The following is a 20,382-nucleotide window of genomic DNA, read 5'->3' as shown; positions in this document are numbered from 1 at the left end:
TCATCAGTTAGTCTGTTTTTCAGCAGAAGTAAAGTATGGTTATTTAGTTCTATGACTATTGCAAATTGGTTTCAAAATTCTCAACAACATTCACTATGTGGCAACATCACAGGATACAAACCAAATAATCATCACGCTATCAACTTATTTATTGGCTTGTGTGCTGCTTTACCTGTGAGTTTGGCTTTACCTGTAGCAGCTTTGCAAGTACAGGTGACTCCCGTGAAACCTCGCTTGGGAGATACGATATCTGTGTTGATAACCCCAGATAATCCAGATAGTGCCACCACCCCAGAAGTATTAGTGGGAGAAAAAACTTATCCAGCTTATCAAATTGCACCTAACAGATACCGCACCTTTATTCCCACAACTCCTCTAGAAAAGCCTGGTGCTAGAACTATCAAAATAGTTGGTGATGGCAAGGTAAGAAATTTGGCTGTCTGGGTAAGTAATCGTAAATTCCCCTTACAGCGTATTACTTTACCACCCGGAAAAGCTGGTGCTGGGGCGACTGAATACGAACTCAACCGAGTAGCTGCTTTTAAAGCGTTACAAACACCGCAAAAGTTTTGGCAGGGGACATTTCTCGCACCCAATAAAGGGCGACTCAGTACAGGTTATGGTGTACGTCGCTACTATAATGGTAAATTTGCAAATAATTACTATCATCGCGGCCTTGACTATGCTGGTGCGGCTGGTTCTCGTGTAACTGCCCCCGCAGCAGGTAAGGTTGCTTTAGTAGGCACGGTGTCTCAAGGATTTCGGGTGCATGGCAATGTAGTTGGCGTTGACCACGGACAAGGAGTGGTCAGTATTTTTATGCACCTCAGCCGCATCAATGTCAAAGAAGGTGATATTGTCAAGGCTGGACAGTTAATTGGTGCAGTTGGTTCTACAGGGGCTTCTACCGGACCCCATTTGCATTGGGGTTTGTATGTTAATGGGCAATCTATTGACCCAACATCTTGGCGAACTCAGACTAAGGAATAGTAGAAGTGGAACTAATCGCTTTTGCTGTTAGTTTTGGTATATTTTTTGTCGATAATATAGACAAAATAAGTTTGTTCCGTACCGTCCTTACCTTGCTTGGGTGGATTAAATTAAGATGAGCCTTATGAGTATTGAAAAAATTGTAGAACAAGCTCTCCAGGATGGTTATCTCACACCAGCAATGGAAGCAGAAGTTGGACGCATCTGTGATAACGCTTCGGAACTCTCGATTGAAGAGTATATGGCGTTGGATAAATTGATGGGGGCATTATTAACTGGTGAGGTAGTGGCAGTACCTCGCAAACAATTCATTAACGTCATGGAAGAATTGGTATTGACTGAAGCGATCGCCCGCGTAGCGGAAATTGAAGCCACTAGTGAAAGTTCCATAGATGTGGGTGATATCGCCGCTTATGCCCTCAATCGTCTCCCACCCTTATACGCCACCACAGAAGAAGGTGCTAACTACCAGCGTCAACGCGCCAAAGCTGAACTGCAAGAATTAATTTCTCAGCAAGTTCATGAGGCTATCAACCGTAACCTCGACCAACCCAATGATAATCGCACACCAGTTACAGCTAAAACCACTGGTAATGAGGTATTGGATCGAGTTAGTAGCTTATTGCAAGTCTATGCACCTAGCTTTGAGCAGAAATCGGCAACTTAAATTAATAGTCAATAGTCATTAGTCATTAGTTTTGAAATAGAGGCTTTTGACTGTGGACTATTGACTATTATTATTCACGGACTACGACCTTCATACCTACACCTACTTGTTCGTAAAGTAAGCGGACATCAGAGTTACGCATTCTGAGACAACCGTGAGAAATTGCTGCTCCTAGGAGATGAATATCTGGTGTACCGTGGAAGCCAATTTCATTACGACCATCCGACCAAAAACCAATCCATCTTTCTCCCAAAGGACTATCAGAACCAGGCGGAAAAATTTTGCCAGTTATGGGGTGTCGCCAGATAGGATCATGCTGCTTATCATTCACTTCAAACGTACCTGTAGGCGTTTCCCAACCCTTCTTACCTACGGCAATTGGGTAACTGGCGATAACTAAATCTCCCTTATAAACATAAGTGCGGCGATCGCTTAAATCAACTACCACTTGCTTGTTGATCTTGCCTTTTTGATTAGAAGACTTGTTCTGAGTGAAAATCTGAGAAAATATAGACCTCGGTTGCTCAGAAGCATTGGCCTTTTGTTTGATTTCTGGTGTTAATAATTTTGATTTTTCGGGTGTGTTAGTCGTTAAAGCTACATTTTGATTAACAGTATCTGAACTATTATGAGACTCCATAGCCGAGGACTTTGTTTGGGAAGCCCTCTGGTTGGTTTTATTTGGAGGTGTAGAAGCACCGAACGCGGTTTCACCTAAGCCTCCTGTGTAAACATCTCCAGGGCGGCTGGCTATGGTGGAGGCTGGCTTTTTAAACTGCCCTTGCGTTGTAGTAATGCGCCAATGGATAGCTACCGATAAAATAGCTGTGCCAAAACAGATAAGCATTACCATACGTGCTAGAGATTCATTTTTTACCATTGCCATCACTTCTTGTTTATCCCTGACATACTCAGCTTAATAGTTGAAGTCCTTGATTATTCAATTCTTAAGAATTTATAAATTCCTATCTGTTAACTTATAACTCTATTGATAACCTTGGGCAAACTAAGGCGATCAGAAAATTTTAACTAATAGACTTGCCAAGAACCACTTTATTGTCTTGGCGTTGCCAAAATGTCTTTCTAAATTTTGAAATTATCTTGATTGCTCTCCAAGAGTCAGAATAAATCATTAATGGTGTGGGTGGGAGAAAGACTATGTTGGAAAAAGTATTATTAGCAATCACAATTACATTTGCCCTCAATTTATTTTCTCAAGTCCGCGTGCCTCGTTACACTAATTCTGGTGCTAGTGACCAACAACATACAGAAACATCAGCAACAGTTTTGGTAACAAGACCGGAAAAATAACATTTTTTAAGGTTACATATCCATAAGATTAGTAATACTAAAGTTACACTGAGTCTTCAAATATCAAACTAGCAGAGTATTTACCCTGAATAATCGCCTAACATCATAGCAAAGGTTAGACATTTGCCATATTATAGCTGTCTTTATCACGGTTCTTATAATCAAAAATAGATGCTCATAAGTGAAATTTCTGTCTGCCAGATGACTGAGTTTTTAAATTTGATTGTTAATTGCCAAGTTGTCTAATTTACATGATAGGTATTTGAACAAATCATCCCTACAATATTTATTGTTTAATTTTGAATTGTTAATTGGCTATTCGCTGATATCCCCCGCATAAATGAGGGGAGTTTTACGCATTACGCCTCATAAGTTCTAACTAGATAGATATTTTTGATACATATGATACAGCATTTGTCAATATTGGATAGTCAGATGAGCTGGTCTGCACAGACATTTGTCAGATTGCAGTAACGGAGATGATGCACCATAATAGTCCAGGCAATTGCTAACTGGGAAAATTGAGATTTTGCGTAATCAAAAATCCAGCCAAAATTTTATAACTCAGTGTTCCAGTCTTCAATCCGTCCCTTATTCAGGAACAAGCTGCCAATTACCAAGTCTAATAGATAGGGATGATTTACAACCAGTACGATCTATGAGTCAATCGATTACTGTATCCTGGTCAACGGGTGATGCGGGGTATTCAGAAGCATCGGTGCAAGTTGACAAACTCTCTAACCACGATTTAATTTTGCGCTGTCAAGTCGGACTGCGCCCAGATCGTGCTGCGTTTGCAGAACTGTTGCGCCGCTATCAAACCCAAGTTGATAGGGTTTTATACCACCTAGCTCCAGATTGGCCAGACAGAGCTGACTTGGCTCAAGAAGTGTGGATTCGAGTGTATCGGAATGTTAACCGATTGCAAGAACCATCTAAGTTTAGGGGCTGGTTAAGCCGCATTGCCACTAATTTGTTTTATGACGAATTACGGAAGCGGAAGCGGGTTATGAGTCCCTTATCGTTAGATGCTCCCCGTTCAGTAGATGACGGTGAAATGGATTGGGAAATTGCGGGAGATACTCCTGGGCCAGAGGAAGAACTGACAACAAGAGAATTTTACGAGCAATTGCGTGAGGCGATCGCGGATTTACCCGAAGTATTCCGCACTACCATTGTTCTGAGAGAAATCGAAGGGATGGCATATGAAGAAATTGCCGAAATCACCGGAGTTTCCCTAGGAACTGTGAAGTCAAGAATAGCCAGAGCGAGAACCCGCTTGCAAACTCAATTGCAAAACTATCTTGATGCCTAATTTACAGTATCTTCACTCTGCCCTATGGCAGAATTTAAGCATTGATTAAGAATTGTGAGGAATGTGGCTCGTGCCTCTGCCATCAGGAGAAAAATTTAATTATGCTCTTAGGTTTGCCCACTCCTTTTACCCGTGGATGAATTGCTAATAATGTTAGTATGACTACTGATTCTCAGTTTAATGATCCTTGTCGGTGGCAAATTCCAAGAGATTTACCAAATGAGATGGCAAAGCATACCAATGAAGCAACGGGTGCTATGGATATGGTGAAGCGCGATCGCTTTGAATTATTGAGTGCTTATTTAGATGGTGAGGTGACAGCAGCAGAACGTCGGCAAGTAGAAGATTGGTTAGCCAATGATGCCTCTGTTCAACGCCTGTATAGCCGACTACTAAAGCTCAGGCAAGGTCTGCGGACTATGCCAGTGCCAACAACCCAAACGACCCCAGAAACGACAGCCGACCAAGTATTTGAGCGGATTAATCGTCGTTCTAGAATTAAATGGGTATTTGGTGGTGCGGCGATCGCTGCTTGTATGATTGGTGCATTATCTAGCTGGCTGCCAAATCGAGAATCTGGCATATTGCAGCTAGCACAACAACCACAAGCACAACCTACCCAGGCTGCTGCTAAGTCAGAACTATTGCCAATGATCGCCTTGAACAACCCAGTCATGGAAATTCCCAAGGCAGCAACATCTTCTCCAAAGAAGTTGATCAATCAACCATCATCGGGACTAGGAGAAGTTATCCCAAACATCAACTAATCTCCATGTTTGTAGTCAGCACTTAAGTGCTGATTTTCAGGGCTAAAGTCCTCACTACAAACCCTTAGTCCCAGCTATCCTGGAGTGATAGATCACAACCACTCCACCAACCATCAGGTAGGAGTAAACCTCCTAGCTTTTTGATTCTTTCTGGGTTCATCAGATATCCCCAAGCCCAACCCAGAGACAAACCCTGGAGATTGTATACTTCCACCTCTTGGCGATTGTAGAGATTTCCTGACATTTGTCTAGTCGGTTGATAATCCTCCAGCTCGTCTAAGACATCTAAAATCCAGGGTTCAGCAAAAGAGACTAAATATCCGTGGACTAGTTCTTTTCCTATAGTCATAGCTGGGTAGCCCATCGGCAAAGTAAACAGTTGACCCAGAGTGGTGCATCTTTGGGTATCTACTACCAGCCCAGCACAGTATTTTTGATAATTGACTTCACCTGGTTTGAGTGTACCGTAGACAAAAACCCGCACTCTCCCAGAAATTTTTGTATGGAATATCATATGAGCTTAAGCAAAGTTAATTACACAGTTACTTATTAAGCTTGAAAGGGATTGCTCTAAATTTAAATTCCCCTAGCGCAATTACGAATTAGTAATTACGAATTACGAATTGTCATTTGCCTACCATCATCTACAATATGGAGGCACATAAGATTTACAGTCCAGTAGGAGAATTTTTGGTGGATTCCCGATACAACCCAGAAGCGATTGAGGAAAAATGGCAAAAAACATGGTTAGAACTTGGCTTAGATAAGACCCCTACAGATAGGAATAAGCCCAAATTCTACGCTCTATCCATGTTCCCCTATCCATCGGGCAGCCTGCACATGGGTCACGTCCGTAACTATACAATTACCGATGTGATTGCCCGCCTCAAACGAATGCAAGGGTATCGGGTACTGCATCCAATGGGATGGGATGCCTTTGGCTTACCCGCAGAAAACGCTGCCATTGACCGTGGCGTACCCCCTTCCCGGTGGACTTATCAAAATATTGACCAAATGCGGCAACAATTGCAGCGTCTTGGCTTGTCAATTGATTGGGATTGTGAACTTGCCACCTGTTCACCAGACTATTACAAGTGGACACAATGGATTTTTTTGCAGTTTTTAGAAGCTGGTTTGGCTTATCAACGAGAAGCAGCCGTTAACTGGGATCCTATTGACCAAACTGTATTAGCAAACGAACAAGTTGATAATGAAGGACGTTCTTGGCGGAGTGGTGCTAAAGTTGAGCGCAAATTACTCAGACAGTGGTTTTTCAAAATTACCGACTACGCCGAAGAATTATTAAACGACCTGGATAAATTGACAGGCTGGCCGGAACGGGTCAAGTTGATGCAGGCGAACTGGATAGGGAAATCTACAGGAGCGTATTTAGAATTTCCTATTGTCGGCAGCGATGGAAAAATCGCCGTGTATACCACTCGTCCTGATACTGTGTTCGGTGTCAGCTACGTAGTCTTAGCACCAGAACATCCCCTGACTCAGCAAGTCACCGCTAAAGACCAAAAAGCGGTAGTAGAAGCCTTTATTCAAGAGGTGACAAATCAAAGTGAGTTGGAACGTACCGCCGAAGACAAACCCAAGCGCGGTGTTCCTACTGGTGGCAAAGTCATTAACCCGTTCACAGGGGAAGAAGTACCTATTTGGATTGCCGACTATGTACTGTATGAGTATGGTACTGGGGCGGTTATGGGTGTACCTGCCCATGATGCACGGGATTTTAAATTTGCCCAAAGATATGATTTACCCATTGATTTTGTTATCGCTGCCCTAGAAGATGTGGCAGGTTTTGATTTAAGCCCAACATCAGAAACAGAAGAAGTTACCCAACTAGTTCAGATTGAATATAACGAGGCATACACTGAGCCAGGAATTTTAATCAATTCTGGGTTGTTTACTGGCATGACTTCCGCAGAAGCCAAATCAGCAATTACTAAATATGCCCAAGAACAAGGTTTTGGTAAAGAACGTATTCAATATCGCTTACGGGATTGGTTGATTTCGCGCCAACGCTATTGGGGCGCACCCATTCCAGTTATTCACTGTCCCAACTGTGGGATAGTACCAGTACCAGATGCAGATTTGCCTGTACAGTTGCCCGAAGAAGTGGAATTTACCGGCCGTGGTGGTTCACCGTTGGCGCAGTTGGAAAGTTGGGTAAATGTGCCTTGTCCTACTTGTGGTACTCCTGCTAAACGAGAAACCGACACGATGGATACCTTTATTGATTCCTCGTGGTATTTCTTGCGGTTTCCTGATGCTAAAAATGAAAATCAGGTGTTTGACCCTACTAAAACTAATGACTGGATGCCCGTAGAGCAATACGTAGGTGGTATCGAACACGCTATTTTACATTTGTTATATTCCCGGTTCTTTACTAAGGTATTGAGAGATAGAGGTTTGTTGAACTTTGATGAACCATTTGAACGCCTATTAACTCAAGGGATGGTGCAGGGTTTAACTTACCTGAATCCCAACAAGGGAGGTAAAGATAAATGGATTCCTTCCAATTTAGTTCACCCCAATGACCCCCGTGACCCTCAAACGGGTGAACCATTGGAGCGTCTTTACGCTACTATGTCCAAGTCTAAGGGTAATGGTGTTGCGCCAGAAGATGTAATTTCTAAGTATGGTGTAGACACAGCGCGGATGTTCATCTTATTCAAAGCACCACCAGAAAAAGACCTGGAATGGGATGAGGCGGATGTTGAAGGACAATTCCGGTTTTTAAATCGGGTTTGGCGGTTGGTGACAGATTATGCTGCGGCTGGGGTCTGTCGTAAACAGGCTCAACTTGCTGATTTGAGTAAGCCAGAAAAGGAATTACGGCGGGCAATTCATACGGCTATCCAAGCTGTAACGGAAGATTTAGAAGATGAGTATCAATTCAATACAGCCGTTTCCGAGATGATGAAGTTAAGTAATACCCTCTCTGATGCCGACTGTCGCAATTCACCAATTTATGCTGAAGGTGTGCAAACTTTGGTGATTTTATTAGCTCCTTTTGCTCCACACATTGCTGATGAATTGTGGCATTTATTGGGTAATAGTAAATCAGTTCATAATCAGACTTGGCCTGCTTTTGACTCGGCTGCTTTGGTGGCTGATGAAATCACGTTGGTGATTCAGGTTAATGGTAAGAAACGCGCTGATTTGCAAGTTCCAGCCCAAGCAGATAAGTCTGAGTTGGAAAAATATGCCCGTGAATCAGAAGCGGTTCAGCGTTATTTGGAAGGCAAGGCAATTAAAAAGGTGATTGTTGTACCTGGGAAGTTGGTCAATTTTGTGGTTGTTTAGTTGCTCACACGAGTTATTCGTGTAATGAAGAGTGCTGAGTAAATTTATTTATGGAGACGCGATGAGTCGCGTCTCTAAAAAGGGTTTATTTGTTGTATTCTTTCTGCAAATAGCTAATAAAAATATAGTTATTTATTCAAGTTAAATTTTTGATATTTTATCAAGAATCAATAGTATTTAAGAGTCGCTACTAATATCTTTTTGAATACCATTTCTTTCACGTTTAAGGCTTTCTTCTAGAGCTTGAATTTGCTCACGACGCGCTTCTAATTCTAGTGTGCGACGTGCTAAATCTTGGTTTTGTAAAGTTAGCGATTGTCTCCACTGTTCGGCTCTTTCTGCTTCTTGTTGTAAAAATTCTGGGGTGACACCAGTTGTTAGATAAGCTTGCACTAAATATAATACCCAGTCACAAGCATCTTCCATATGTTCGATATGACCTGTGGCGGAAAGTTCTACTAACACCAGCAATTTTTCGCTGATTGTGTTACTTTTGCCCAGTAAAATGAAAGCTTCTTCTGGAATCATTGTCCAAAGGGAATCAGCTTCTTGACGTGCTAACAAGCGTAATTGGTACTGGTTTAAAAATTCATTTTTATGGACTTGGGCTAGATATAGCATGGCTGTGGCTTTATTCCCATTCAAAATTCAAAATTAGGGTAATGGGAAGACTCCCATTACCCTTTACAGCTATGCTAAACCACTCAGGCGATCGCGTAAAATCTCTGCTTGTTTTTCCGCTTCGGCTAAAGCTTCTCTTGCACTCTGCACTACATCTGGCCTAGCTTTATCCACAAAGTTGGCATTGCTTAACCTACCTTTGAGAGATTGCGCTTCGGCTTCAATTTTGCTCAGGCTTTTCTCTAGCTTGGCACGCATGGCTGCTAAATCCACCACACCATCTAGAGGTATGACTACCTGTACTGTACCAACTACACCTGCAATAGCTTTTTCTGGTTCTTGTGTTGGTGGTTGTAATTCCTCGGATGCTGGAGTTTTTTCTGTGGCGGGTGGGAATAACTGCGCCCAGAATTTTTGTCTGGCTTTGGCTGACAATAAAGTGCTGAGAACAAACCAAGTTGCGTAACCCAAACCAACGAGTTCAAAGAAAATGCCAATGACAGGAATATCATCTAGGGTATCGCCAACAGCTATGGCGATTCTGAAAAAGATGAAACCGACGATAATCCAAACAATTGTCCGCCAACTACTTTTGGGTTTTGGCTGTACGACTGTTTGGGGTTTTGGTTCATCAGCAATGGTCAAAGTCTCCACCTTGGCTAAATCTTTAATGTAAGATTGTCCCGCCGTGAGGATTTGGCGTTCTTGTGGATTTTCCGACTGTAAATTTGCTGTGACTTTTACCCCTGGTTTGACTTCCGCTTCGGCGCGTAAATTGCGGATGGTGCGGATAGTACCAATTAGCAGTTCAAACTGTGTTTCTAAGGTTGGGTTAATGAGGTTGGTATCAGGTTTCGGATATGGCTGTAAAGCTAACGTCTCGACTCCGCTCGACGTTAACGTTTGTTGAGAATCGGCTGGTTGTTGGGTGAGAGTCTGCCAAATTTCTTCGGTGATGTGGGGCATAAAGGGATGCAGTAGCTTTAAAATCCCTTCTAGTACGTAGGCGAGAATTTGTTGGGCTACTCGCCGCGATGCTGGGTCTGCGTCTTTTTGCAGTCTAGATTTTACTAGTTCAATATACCAGTCGCAAAAATCACCCCAAATAAATTCGTATAGTCCCTTGGCTGCTTCTCCTAAACCGTAGTTATCGATGGAGTTAGTGGTTTGCTGGATAACTTGATGATAGCGGGAAAGAATCCAGCGATCGCTTAATTCCGTGGCAAGTGGTTGACCTAATTGTGCTGGGGTTTGTCCATCTAGATTCATCATCACAAAGCGGGCGGCGTTCCACAACTTGTTGGCAAAGTTGCGGGAAGCTTCTACTGATGATGATTCATCTTTTTTGCGATCGTATTCTAAACGAATATCTTGACCAGCACCCGCTACTTCTTTAACTAAGGTGTAACGTAGGGCATCAGTACCGTATTTATCAATCAGCAACAGTGGGTCAATCCCATTGTTAGATGACTTGGACATCTTTTTATTGTTTTCATCCCTGACCAAGCCGTGAATGTAAACGGTCTGGAAGGGCATTTTTCCAGTAAAGTGACCAGCCATCATCGTCATTCTAGCTACCCAGAAGAAGATGATGTCAAAGCCTGTAACTAGGGTAGTGGTGGGGTAGTAGGTGGCTAAATCTGGAGTTTGTTCTGGCCAGCCTAATGTAGAAAACGGCCATAACCCAGAAGAAAACCAGGTATCTAAGACATCTGGGTCTTGTTCTATCTGGACATTTTCCCCAAATTGTGATTTGGCTTTCTCCCATGCTTCATCTTGGGATTTAGCAACTACAAACGGTGTGCTATCGGTGATTTGTCCGCCTGTCTCACTGATAGCATACCAAGCGGGGATTTGATGACCCCACCATAATTGACGCGAGATACACCAATCCCTGAGACTTACTAACCAATCGCGGTAAACCTTTGTCCAGCGTTGAGGGACAAATTCGGGGGTGTTTTGCTGGTCAAGGAAGTCTAATGATTTATCCGCCATTGGGCGAATTTTGACAAACCACTGAGTAGATAATAATGGTTCAACGGGAACTTTACCGCGATCGCTATAAGGAACGGTATGCTTATAATCTTCTATCTTTACCAGCACACCATCGGCTTCGAGGCGTGCAACTACATTCTTTCTCGCTACAAAGCGGTCTTGTCCTTGAAACTCCCCGGCGTTGGCGTTCAGTGTACCGTTTTTATTAAGGATATTAATAAACGGCAGATTGTGACGCTTACCCATTTCAAAGTCATTGGGGTCATGGGCGGGTGTTACCTTCACGCAGCCTGTCCCGAAAGTGGGGTCAACTAATTCATCGCCAATGATGGGAATTTCCCGTTGCATAATTGGCAGAGTTAAAGTTTTACCAATCAGGTGTTTATAACGGTCATCATTGGGATTGACAGCTACACCCGTATCACCCAGCATAGTTTCTGGGCGAGTCGTCGCCACCTCTATATAACCAGAAGCATCTGTCAAGGGATAGCGGAAATACCAAAGATTACCCTCAATCTCTCTAGATTCCACCTCAACATCAGAGACAGCCGACTGGGAAGCCGGACACCAGTTAACTAAATATTCACCACGATAAATTAAACCTTCATCATAGAGACTCACAAAAGCTTCCACCACAGCTTTAGATAAGCCCTCATCCAGCGTAAACCTCTCCCGTGACCAGTCTACCGACACACCCAAGCGTCGCAGCTGATTAACAATTGTTCCCCCTGATTCCGCTTTCCATTGCCAAGCACGTTCTAAAAATTTGTCGCGTCCCAACTCATAGCGGGTTTTACCCTCGGCTTTGAGTTGTTTTTCTAGAATGGTGTGGACAGCAATACTGGCGTGGTCAGTTCCTGGTAGCCACAGGGTATTTCGTCCCTGCATCCGGTGATAACGCACTAGAGTATCAATCAACGCACTCTCAAAGGCGTGACCCATGTGCAGACTACCGGTGACGTTTGGTGGCGGAATTACGACACAATAAGGTTCACCAGCATGATTGGGGTCAGCTTTGTAAATTTGGTTGTCTTCCCAGAATTTTTGCCACTTTGCTTCAGTGGAAAAAGGATCGTAGAGACTGGGAAGATTCGGTATAGTTGCGGTCATTCTGGGAAAACTGCGTTTGGATGGACTCTTATAAATTTTGCCACAGGGTTGGGGTATGGGGCATTGGGAACAAATCAATTCAAAATTCAAAATTAAGAACTTAACTATTCACTCTTAACTTTTGATTTCTCTCATCTAGGAATTTTAACTGGTGGTATAGACAGCTAATTTGTGGTAGGTTTACCCCGGTGGATTGAGCTTTTCTTAAAGGGTTGCCTAAAATTGCTTCTACCTCTAATTGGCGGCGTTCATCATAGTCGATTTTCATGCTAGGACAGTAAGGGGTCATCTTGATGGTGTAATCTAGCATGGTTTGAATGAAGCTATCAGGAATTATCCGCCCCATGCTGTTCGCCCCAGCTTTCACTTCATACATGATTTGTTTTACTAATGTGCTGGTGTGGGTATCTGTCATTAATTCGTTGGTGCTGGCGTTGAGAATTACAGACAGTCCATTGTAAGGAATATTCCACACCAGTTTTTTCCAACGTGCCAGTAATAAATCTTCTGCTAATTCAATCCCAACTCCTGCGCTTTGGAAATCTTTGGCTATTTGCTGCATTTTTTCTGTAATTCCAGCCGCAGAATATTCGGGGATATATTCCCCTAAAGTAATGTGTCCATAGTCTAAATGCCGGATATGCCCTGACCCCACTTTATTAGAACACAGGAAGCACAAACCACCAATTACATGAACTTTGTGGAGAATTTGGGCTATTTCTTCTTCTACACCTAGTCCATTCTGTAATAACAACACCACTCCACCATCTTTAACGACGGGTGGTAACAATTGCGGTAGCAAATGATTTTGAGTCGTTTTTAGTGACACTGCTACCACATCGCATTTTGGCATCTTGGTGACATCGTTGTAGGCGTTCACTTGGGGGAGGGTAAAGTCACCGTCTTTTGATTCGACGATTAAACCGTGGTTTGTAACGTGTTCGTAGTCACTCTTGAGTAAAAAGTGAACATCTAAACCAGCTTTTTGCAATTTAGCACCGTAAAATCCGCCTAATGCACCAGTTCCCAAGATGCCATATTTGCAATGCTGTTCACTCATACTTTTTTGCCCAAAATTTTCTGATGATTATCATAGACCAGTGTCTAAAAACCAACTACTACCGCTACGCAAAAGTCAAAAGTCAAAAGTTTTTCAAGTAGAACGGCGTAAATGATTAATGGTTTGTAGTGTACCCATGCGGGGTGAATCCTACGGATACGCTACGCGTTCACGCAGTGTTCCGTAAAGCCTGCGGTATAGCTACGCTTAGGGCGCAGTCTCTCTGAGAGAAGGAAGCTAGTTTGAAATAATTTATTCACAAAAATTAAACCTGTTTCACAATAATTTAAAATTTTTGGCAGGAGACACAATGAAAATCTATTTTCTCAATCCCCAATCATTAGGTAAAAAAATGGCTGATATTGTTGATATTGCAATTAGTGCTGATGCCTTTAAAACTCTGGTGACTGCTGTCAAAGCTGCTGGTTTAGTAGAAACATTAAAAAGTCCTGGCCCTTTTACTGTTTTTGCACCCAATGATGATGCTTTTGCTAAATTACCGCCAGGAACTATCCAAACTTTGGTACAGAATATTCCCCAGTTAACCAGAATACTCACCTATCATGTCGTGCCTGGCAAGCTGAAACAGGCTGACTTAGCGAAACTTGGTACAGTCACATCTGTTGAGGGTTCACCTATCAAGATTGATTGTTCTGAAGGTTTTGAGGTCAAAAACGCCACGGTTTTAGCCGCAGATATTGAAGCTGATAACGGTATTATTCACGTTATCGATACTGTGATTTTGATGGGTTAACGGGACTTAAACATTTTTGAGGGTTAAATAAGCTTAAAACCTTTGCGGGGTAAGGGAAATACACCAAATACACTAAAACGCCTGAAACCCAGATATACGAACAAATCAATCAAAGCGATGTCCAAGTCTCTTGATATATACGTTTGAGGCTATTTTATAGGTGTTTTTTGCCTAAGACCCATTAATGATTATTTGGGTGGGTATTACCCACCTGATTTATCGCTAAATCATTAGAATAGTTTATTAAAAGCATACTTATAGACTGATGAATTGTAATTTATGTTAAATACACACAGAAGTATTTACTTTAGATATATGCTAAGTTAAGTTGATATATCTAAAAATATATTGAGTTTTAGATGCCAACATTATCCCAACAGATTAATGCTTTATTTTCATAACTTAGCTGAGTTCTCTCGTGCTAACTGCGTGGGGATTTGTGCCTTTCTTGTCCCTGCTAATTTACTAGCTACATTGTCAACCATAATTTTAGCTGTCATTAGTCGTCCAACCCTTCAAATTTGGCAAGCTGCTAGCATTGCAAGTGTTTTCGCAGTCTTAATGATACTACACGTATATACTTGGTTCATGATTGGTGTGGTGATGTCTCCCACCTATATTTTGTTAGGTTTAGCAATTACCTGCTTACTTACCAACGTTGCAGCTATCGTTTTACAGAAACGCCACCTTCACCGCTTCACTATTTCCCAAAACATTTGAACTAAATGCGGTAAGCCCCACACTCAAATCTTAGTAGGGTGGCAAAGAATAGCAATTGACGACGATTGCTCCATGACCAAAGGCAACCAATGTTGAGTATAGCCGTTCTGGAAGGTCGAGTCGGATTTGGTTTGATATTCTTTTCTCATCATAAATGTTTGGATGTACTGTAAATCCCAGAAGTCATAGTTAGCTTTAGTCTCAGCCTATGATATTCAAGCTATTAGGACATGGGCTGAGACTAAAAATTTTTCCCTCAAGCCTTGTTCCTTAAGAATTAACCCTCTCTCAAAGCCAAAAACTGCTCATCATTAATCCTTCCAGATTGATGAAGAACATCTGTTATTTCCGAAATAGTTAAAACTGCATGGCCACGATAACCATTTTCTACTAATCTCTTTTGTACACCTTGTTCATGGTCAATAAATACCACAATATCCTGCACATTTAGCCCAGATGACTTTAACTTTTCTGCCCCTTCCATCACACTTTTACCACTAATGAGAATATCATCAACAACCGCCACTGTTTCCCCTGGATAAAAATTACCTTCAATTAGTCTGCGAGTTCCATGTACTTTTACCTCTTTTCGAGGGAAAATCATTGGACAATGCAGACGTAAAGATAAGCCAGTAGCAGTGGGTAAAGAACCATAAGGAATACCCGCTAATCTGTCAAAAGTTAAATTTTTTAAAATTTTTTCATAGCCACTAAGAACTTGATTAAAAACCTGGGGGTTAGAAATAATTTTGCGTAAATCAATATAATAAGGAAATATTGCCCCTGATGCTTGGACAAATTCACCAAACATAATGCAACCAATATCATGAAGCTGTAAAATCAAATCATGGTAAGGGTGTTGCTTTGGAAAAACAACATCTGGAAGCCACACAGAACAGGTAGAAGCATTTTGAATTACTTGAGTTTTTATCTGATTAATTTCTGCGCGTAAAGACTTCGCTTCTTCAGATAAATTTTGTTTTGCCAACATATCTTGAGGCACAGGAATTAATAAACGATTCCCGTTACTATCTAAACCTGCTTCTAAGATTCGGTTTAAATTACCTCCCTCACCCCAAACACTACGCGCCATGATTATCCGTTCTGGTGCAACTGCCCTAATTTGAGATAACACTTCAGAATTAGTAGTTCCTACTTCTAAACCCAATTGTTCTGGAGTTCCCCAATTTTTTGATTCTTTTACTACTTGTAAATAAAGCGGTGATTCTTTCGTAGGATATTGCTGTAAAGCTTCTGCACCTGGGTTAGAAGTACAGCATAAAACAAAGACTGCTTTATCAGGATAAACCAAAAATGGAGCTACATGATCTTGTCCTGTATAGGGAGTAAGTGTAATTGCATCTACTTGCCATTCTGTAAATACTGTCTTAGCAAAGATAGTGCTGGTATTTAAATCACTATGTTTCGCATCTAAAATAATTGGAATATGATTTGGAATAGCTGCTAAAGTTTTATGCAGTAGTTCTAAACCTGGAATACCCAAGGCTTCATAAAAACCTAATGTTGGCTTATAAGCACAGACAAAATCAGCAGTTTCAGTGATAATAAATTGCATCCATTCCCACAAACCAGAGATGATAGCTTGAGATTTATAAATATCAGGCATCATCTCTATATTTGGGTCAAGACCAACAAACAGTAAACTTTGATTTTGCGATATAATTGTTTGTAATTTATCAGAAAAAATCATTTGTTTAGTCAATAATCATTAGTTAATGGGCATTGGGCACGGGATATTTATTCCTTGTCTCCTTCCCTTGCGTCCCCTACACTCCGAACTCTTCTAAATACCCGCAAACCATTCATAACCCTGATCCTCCCAGTAGCCTTGGAAAGGTGTTAGATGGCTCGTGAGAGTAATTTGAGTTACCCACTTACTCTGTTTATAACCAAGTTTAATTGGCGAAGCAAGGCGTAAAGGCGCACCATTATCAACTGGTAAAGGTTCACCATTTTTTTGATAAGCTAACAGTGTTTGAGGATGTAAAGCTGAAGCAATATCCCAACTTTCGTAGTAGCCGTCAGCCGATTTAAAATACGCATATCGGACATTACTTTTAGGTTGGGCAAGGGCAATAATTTCTCTTAAACGGATGCCACCCCATTGCACGATCGCAGCCCAACCTTCTACACAAATATGGCGTATAATCATGGAAGTTAAGGGCAAATTTTGAATCTCTGCCATACTCAGGCTTAAAGGATGATCAACTTCACCATCAATAATTAAACGATATTTTTCTATATCAATAATTGGCGTATACCGAAAGGTATTAACTATTAATTCCTCTGGTTGAATTTCGCTAATTGAAAATTCTGGGACTGCCTTCTGGGGGCTAAATATTAGCTTTTCTATTTTTTGATTCAGTGGTTCAGAAAGTGTACCCACCAAATCTTCAAATATTGGTGTACCACAACCACCTAGCAAAAAACTCATACTAGAAATACCGGAAATAGTTAAATATTTACGGCGGCTTAATTGGAGATGGCGTAGACGAATTAAATCCATATTTAATCATGCAAAATTAGCAATTACTATTTGTTCTACCAAAACATTGAGGCTGTGAGTTCTTCCCCTCCCGCTTTACGTCCTAAAAATGAGTGAATAATAGCAAATATTATGGACATTGGGACTGAGGTAAAATGAACTATTCGTAAAGCTTCCCAACTCCCAAACATATCAACAATAACAGGAAATTGAGCAGGTTTATACATACCTATCCCAGTCAATAATGCCAGTAGCAAAATCGGAATAATAGATGTATAGACAATCCGATGCCAAGCATAAACTAGACGTTTAGGATTCTGAGTTTTTTGTAATGCTTTGATATCGTTAACACCAACAAATCGATGTCGCCAGCGTCGAGTAGTTAAAACATAAATTCCGTACCACAGAAGATTTAGGGAGAATAGCCACATAGCTGCAAAATGCCAGTGTCTACCACCTGCTAACCAACCTCCTAACGTAAATATAGGAGGTATGTGTAAACCGGCACGTCCACCAAACACAGGGTTAGCATTGTAAATTTGCAGTCCACTAGTCACCATGAGAAATAGGCTAATGATGCTGATAGAGTGGAAAACCCTAGCCCCTATTGCTTGGGTAGGTAGTTTTCTCATCTTTGGGGGAATAGTTGCAGTCATTGATTTCAATGTTTTAGTTAAATAATTATATTAAAAAATGTGAAGCAAACTTTTCAAATCACATACTTAGAGGTAATCATCAGCACAAGACAGGCTGAAGAAGAAAATGAAATGTCCTCATTGTGCATCAACTTCATACCGTAAAAATGGTCATCGGAAGGGTAGGCAGAATTACCTGTGCAAGAATTGCGGTAAACAATTCCTAGAGTCTGTATTACCCCATCCCGAAGAAAATGAGTTGATGACGGATATTATTGGGCATAGTGAAGTATCAGTCGTTTTAGAAAATCAGTCTATAACGGAAAACACGACTGCACCATCTACGGCATCTTTTAGTTTAAGCCTATTAGAAGAACTATTACAAAATATCCTATCAAATGGGTGGTTAGAATCTCCCCTAGTCTATCAGTTTATTAAGAAAATTCAACAACCAATAGAAAATAGAACTGATTTTGCAGAAACAGGAATTTCTTTAATACTATTGGATGTAGAAAACTTAAAAATAAATATTGATATCGAAACATTTTTAGCCAGCATATGTAAATATCCGCTCAAAGTCAAAATAGGTTTTGCAAATTGGAAAAATCCTAGTATTGGCAAACAAGATATAGATTTATATGCGCGAGGTTATCAACTCGTTCATGTACCTGATGGCAAAGACAGTGCTGATGCGAAAATGATGACAGTTGGTGCTAATATTTTACGTTATTATCCTACTGTTAAAGAAATATTAGTCTGCTCTGGAGATGCCATTTTAAAGCATCTTTGTAATGAACTGCTAAACCAGGGTTTAACAGTGTATTGGGTACGTAGACAAGCCCAAATCCTGCATATAGAAAACTGCAATAATAGGCAATCGATTTTCTATTCTCTCCCCTTGACAATGGAAATTCCTTCTTTGGAAGATGTAGTACATAAAATAGAAAATTTAATTAAGTCTGAGCAAGAATCTATTGAAACTAAACTCAATAATCTCGTGGCGATCGCTAACCTATTTCAAGAGCGATGTCATCTAGAGTTGCATAATGATAAGTCAGAAAAAGCAGAAAAAATAGATCCGCTTACACAAACGCCTCATTCTCTTACAACATCCCCTGTTTGCCAAGAGGTTAATTCCCAAACAGACTTAGAGCAATTGCTTTTAGAAATTATTCATAATATCTATATTAAGTCTCCTAAAAGTAAATTATCTGTATCAAAATTAGGCACAGAATTACAAAAAATATGTGGTCAATCGCCTAATTCAATTATCAAGAAATTAAAACTTGGTTCTAGCTTTATCAAGTTTTTGCAGTCATCAGCCCTATTTACCTTGAAAGCCAACGGTAAAGAATACGAAGTCACTAAGTCTAAAGATCAGCCCTTGGGATGTAGCAATTTATAGCTTGATTATGTATGTCAATGTAATCTAATTTACTGCGTCTGCATAATTATTGCCCAGGCAAGACTCAAAAATCTAGCAATAACGACAAAATTTACAATTAGATCAGCTGTGGTGCTAGATTTTGAGAATATATGAAAATTGATCATGTTCACTTCTATGTAGAAGATGCCAAAGTCTGGCGAGATTGGTTTGTAAACTATCTGGGTTTCACATCAGTAGCTAGTGGTATCCATTCATTCCACACTTGCACAGAGGCAGTGAAAAGTGGTGTGGTCAAGTTTTTGCTGTCTTCACCTGTATTACCCACCAGTCCAGTAGCTGATTTTTTGCGTCAACACCCCCCTGGTGTAGTAGATATTGCGTTTGCAGTTGAAGATGTGGAAGCGGCGATCGCTCATGCTCAAAATCACGGTGCGAAAGTCTTACAATCTATCGAGGAACGCCCAGTAGGTGATTTTTTCCACAAATGCAGCAAAATAGCCGCTTGGGGTAGTTTGACTCATACCTTAATTGAACGCCCCCCAGAACTCCATCAAAGCCCATCAAACAACATTGTTACCGCTATAGATCATATAGTCTTGAATGTGGCAGCAGGTGACTTAGAGCGGGTAGTTAGTTGGTATGACAAAATTCTAGATTTTCAACCCCGCCAGACTTTTAAAATTCAAACCGATCGCTCTGCCTTGTATAGTCAAGTCATGGTTTCCCGTCAAGGTAACGTGCAGTTACCAGTAAATGAACCAGCTTCCCCAAATTCCCAAATTCAAGAGTTTTTAGATTGCAATCGCGGCGCAGGCATTCAACACATCGCCTTGCAAACAACCAATCTCGTCAATGCGATCGCCCAATTTCGTCAGCGTGGGTTATCTTTACTCTCCGTACCCCAAACCTACTACTCCCAACTCCAAAGCCGCCCCGGACTTCCCCTATCATCTGTAGAATTAGCCGCGATCGCTCAACAGGAAATTTTGGTAGATTGGCAGCAAGATTCCGATCAAGGAGTATTGTTACAAATTTTCACTCAGCCTATCTTCGGGCAACCAACCTTTTTCTTTGAATTTATCGAACGTCGTCGCCAAGCACAAGGCTTCGGAGAAGGTAATTTTCGCGCCTTGTTTGAAGCTATTGAAAGCGAACAAATCAAACGCGGGACTTTAGAGTGCTGAGTGCTGAGTGCTGAGTGCTGAGTGCTGAGTGCTGAGTGCTGAGTG

At 41.2% G+C, this 20,382-nt stretch carries 18 protein-coding genes; 10 read left to right on the top strand and 8 right to left on the bottom strand.

Annotated elements, in window-relative coordinates; genetic code table 11:
• The first annotated feature begins 51 nt into the window (after positions 1–51).
• On the top strand, positions 52–990 hold the full coding sequence (locus tag ACM0OR_RS13015) for a M23 family metallopeptidase (protein WP_414576577.1): 939 nt from the start codon (positions 52–54) through the stop codon (positions 988–990).
• 124 nt (positions 991–1,114) lie between these two features.
• Positions 1,115–1,657, top strand: a complete 543-nt coding sequence (locus tag ACM0OR_RS13010; protein WP_414576575.1) for a late competence development ComFB family protein — start codon at positions 1,115–1,117, stop codon at positions 1,655–1,657.
• Between the two features lie 70 nt (positions 1,658–1,727).
• On the opposite strand, the gene ACM0OR_RS13005 is transcribed toward ACM0OR_RS13010, so the two are convergent.
• Positions 1,728–2,543, bottom strand: a complete 816-nt coding sequence (locus ACM0OR_RS13005) for a L,D-transpeptidase (protein ID WP_414576573.1) — start codon at positions 2,541–2,543, stop codon at positions 1,728–1,730.
• A 272-nt stretch (positions 2,544–2,815) separates the two neighbouring features.
• Between ACM0OR_RS13005 and ACM0OR_RS13000 the strand changes: the two genes are divergently transcribed.
• The 3 genes from ACM0OR_RS13000 (at position 2,816) to ACM0OR_RS12990 (ending at position 5,050) form a co-directional block, all read left to right on the top strand.
• Positions 2,816–2,968: a hypothetical protein gene (locus tag ACM0OR_RS13000; protein ID WP_414576571.1), complete on the top strand. Its 153-nt coding sequence runs from the start codon at positions 2,816–2,818 to the stop codon at positions 2,966–2,968.
• A 658-nt stretch (positions 2,969–3,626) separates the two neighbouring features.
• Positions 3,627–4,283 (top strand): sigma-70 family RNA polymerase sigma factor, encoded by a 657-nt coding sequence (locus ACM0OR_RS12995; RefSeq protein ID WP_414576570.1) that lies wholly within the window; start codon positions 3,627–3,629, stop codon positions 4,281–4,283.
• Positions 4,284–4,441: 158 nt separating this feature from the next.
• Positions 4,442–5,050 carry an anti-sigma factor family protein gene (locus ACM0OR_RS12990; protein WP_414576568.1) on the top strand — a complete coding sequence of 203 codons (609 nt, stop codon included), beginning with the start codon at positions 4,442–4,444 and terminating at the stop codon, positions 5,048–5,050.
• A 64-nt stretch (positions 5,051–5,114) separates the two neighbouring features.
• Here the strand turns inward: ACM0OR_RS12990 and ACM0OR_RS12985 are convergent, their stop codons facing one another.
• Entirely contained in the window at positions 5,115–5,564 is a 450-nt protein-coding gene (locus tag ACM0OR_RS12985; RefSeq protein WP_414576566.1) for a gamma-glutamylcyclotransferase, read from the bottom strand.
• 179 nt (positions 5,565–5,743) lie between these two features.
• Here ACM0OR_RS12985 and leuS point away from each other — a divergent pair, with 179 nt between their 5' ends.
• Complete coding sequence (leuS, locus tag ACM0OR_RS12980; protein WP_414576630.1) at positions 5,744–8,365, top strand: leucine--tRNA ligase; 2,622 nt, start codon at positions 5,744–5,746, stop codon at positions 8,363–8,365.
• A 177-nt stretch (positions 8,366–8,542) separates the two neighbouring features.
• On the opposite strand, the gene ACM0OR_RS12975 is transcribed toward leuS, so the two are convergent.
• The 3 genes from ACM0OR_RS12975 to ACM0OR_RS12965 form a co-directional block, all read right to left on the bottom strand.
• The gene (locus tag ACM0OR_RS12975; RefSeq protein WP_323266049.1) at positions 8,543–8,986 is read right to left on the bottom strand and encodes a hypothetical protein; all 444 of its coding nucleotides are present in this window, start codon (positions 8,984–8,986) and stop codon (positions 8,543–8,545) included.
• A 69-nt stretch (positions 8,987–9,055) separates the two neighbouring features.
• Positions 9,056–12,091 carry a valine--tRNA ligase gene (locus ACM0OR_RS12970; RefSeq protein WP_414576564.1) on the bottom strand — a complete coding sequence of 1,012 codons (3,036 nt, stop codon included), beginning with the start codon at positions 12,089–12,091 and terminating at the stop codon, positions 9,056–9,058.
• Between the two features lie 100 nt (positions 12,092–12,191).
• The gene (locus ACM0OR_RS12965) at positions 12,192–13,151 is read right to left on the bottom strand and encodes a putative 2-dehydropantoate 2-reductase (RefSeq protein WP_414576562.1); all 960 of its coding nucleotides are present in this window, start codon (positions 13,149–13,151) and stop codon (positions 12,192–12,194) included.
• 352 nt (positions 13,152–13,503) lie between these two features.
• Between ACM0OR_RS12965 and ACM0OR_RS12960 the strand changes: the two genes are divergently transcribed.
• Positions 13,504–13,905, top strand: coding sequence for a fasciclin domain-containing protein (locus ACM0OR_RS12960; protein WP_190706390.1), 402 nt, complete (start codon positions 13,504–13,506; stop codon positions 13,903–13,905).
• A 384-nt stretch (positions 13,906–14,289) separates the two neighbouring features.
• Positions 14,290–14,625, top strand: coding sequence for a hypothetical protein (locus ACM0OR_RS12955; protein ID WP_190706280.1), 336 nt, complete (start codon positions 14,290–14,292; stop codon positions 14,623–14,625).
• Positions 14,626–14,902: 277 nt separating this feature from the next.
• Here ACM0OR_RS12955 and ACM0OR_RS12950 read toward each other — a convergent pair whose 3' ends face one another.
• The 3 genes from ACM0OR_RS12950 to ACM0OR_RS12940 form a co-directional block, all read right to left on the bottom strand.
• Complete coding sequence (locus tag ACM0OR_RS12950) at positions 14,903–16,336, bottom strand: bifunctional orotidine-5'-phosphate decarboxylase/orotate phosphoribosyltransferase (RefSeq protein ID WP_414576628.1); 1,434 nt, start codon at positions 16,334–16,336, stop codon at positions 14,903–14,905.
• A gap of 93 nt (positions 16,337–16,429) precedes the next feature.
• Positions 16,430–17,152: a molybdopterin-dependent oxidoreductase gene (locus tag ACM0OR_RS12945; protein ID WP_414576560.1), complete on the bottom strand. Its 723-nt coding sequence runs from the start codon at positions 17,150–17,152 to the stop codon at positions 16,430–16,432.
• A 35-nt stretch (positions 17,153–17,187) separates the two neighbouring features.
• Positions 17,188–17,787, bottom strand: a complete 600-nt coding sequence (locus ACM0OR_RS12940; protein WP_414576558.1) for a cytochrome b/b6 domain-containing protein — start codon at positions 17,785–17,787, stop codon at positions 17,188–17,190.
• 106 nt (positions 17,788–17,893) lie between these two features.
• Between ACM0OR_RS12940 and ACM0OR_RS12935 the strand changes: the two genes are divergently transcribed.
• Together ACM0OR_RS12935 and hppD are read left to right on the top strand one after the other, a co-directional pair.
• Positions 17,894–19,171, top strand: coding sequence for a transposase-like zinc-binding domain-containing protein (locus tag ACM0OR_RS12935; protein WP_414576556.1), 1,278 nt, complete (start codon positions 17,894–17,896; stop codon positions 19,169–19,171).
• Positions 19,172–19,302: 131 nt separating this feature from the next.
• Positions 19,303–20,337, top strand: a complete 1,035-nt coding sequence (hppD, locus tag ACM0OR_RS12930) for a 4-hydroxyphenylpyruvate dioxygenase (protein ID WP_414576554.1) — start codon at positions 19,303–19,305, stop codon at positions 20,335–20,337.
• Positions 20,338–20,382: the final 45 nt, after the last annotated feature.

Origin of the sequence: Anabaena sp. CCY 9402-a, assembly GCF_963920945.1 — a bacterium.
Lineage (GTDB): Bacteria > Cyanobacteriota > Cyanobacteriia > Cyanobacteriales > Nostocaceae > Trichormus > Trichormus minutissimus.
This window is presented reverse-complemented; position numbering and strand designations above follow the sequence as displayed.

Bases quoted from the DNA above. Each gene is read 5' to 3' on its own strand.
- ACM0OR_RS12975 (WP_323266049.1), bottom strand. From the start codon at position 8,986: ATGCTATATCTAGCCCAAGTCCATAAAAATGAATTTTTAAACCAGTAC.
- ACM0OR_RS12945 (WP_414576560.1), bottom strand. From the start codon at position 17,152: ATGGATTTAATTCGTCTACGCCATCTCCAATTAAGCCGCCGTAAATAT.
- ACM0OR_RS12965 (WP_414576562.1), bottom strand. From the start codon at position 13,151: ATGAGTGAACAGCATTGCAAATATGGCATCTTGGGAACTGGTGCATTA.
- ACM0OR_RS12940 (WP_414576558.1), bottom strand. From the start codon at position 17,787: ATGACTGCAACTATTCCCCCAAAGATGAGAAAACTACCTACCCAAGCA.
- ACM0OR_RS12995 (WP_414576570.1), top strand. From the start codon at position 3,627: ATGAGTCAATCGATTACTGTATCCTGGTCAACGGGTGATGCGGGGTAT.
- ACM0OR_RS12955 (WP_190706280.1), top strand. From the start codon at position 14,290: ATGCTTTATTTTCATAACTTAGCTGAGTTCTCTCGTGCTAACTGCGTG.
- ACM0OR_RS12950 (WP_414576628.1), bottom strand. From the start codon at position 16,336: ATGATTTTTTCTGATAAATTACAAACAATTATATCGCAAAATCAAAGT.
- ACM0OR_RS12970 (WP_414576564.1), bottom strand. From the start codon at position 12,091: ATGACCGCAACTATACCGAATCTTCCCAGTCTCTACGATCCTTTTTCC.
- ACM0OR_RS12960 (WP_190706390.1), top strand. From the start codon at position 13,504: ATGGCTGATATTGTTGATATTGCAATTAGTGCTGATGCCTTTAAAACT.
- ACM0OR_RS12985 (WP_414576566.1), bottom strand. From the start codon at position 5,564: ATGATATTCCATACAAAAATTTCTGGGAGAGTGCGGGTTTTTGTCTAC.
- hppD (WP_414576554.1), top strand. From the start codon at position 19,303: ATGAAAATTGATCATGTTCACTTCTATGTAGAAGATGCCAAAGTCTGG.
- ACM0OR_RS13010 (WP_414576575.1), top strand. From the start codon at position 1,115: ATGAGTATTGAAAAAATTGTAGAACAAGCTCTCCAGGATGGTTATCTC.
- ACM0OR_RS13005 (WP_414576573.1), bottom strand. From the start codon at position 2,543: ATGGCAATGGTAAAAAATGAATCTCTAGCACGTATGGTAATGCTTATC.
- ACM0OR_RS13000 (WP_414576571.1), top strand. From the start codon at position 2,816: ATGTTGGAAAAAGTATTATTAGCAATCACAATTACATTTGCCCTCAAT.
- ACM0OR_RS12935 (WP_414576556.1), top strand. From the start codon at position 17,894: ATGAAATGTCCTCATTGTGCATCAACTTCATACCGTAAAAATGGTCAT.
- ACM0OR_RS13015 (WP_414576577.1), top strand. From the start codon at position 52: ATGACTATTGCAAATTGGTTTCAAAATTCTCAACAACATTCACTATGT.
- ACM0OR_RS12990 (WP_414576568.1), top strand. From the start codon at position 4,442: ATGACTACTGATTCTCAGTTTAATGATCCTTGTCGGTGGCAAATTCCA.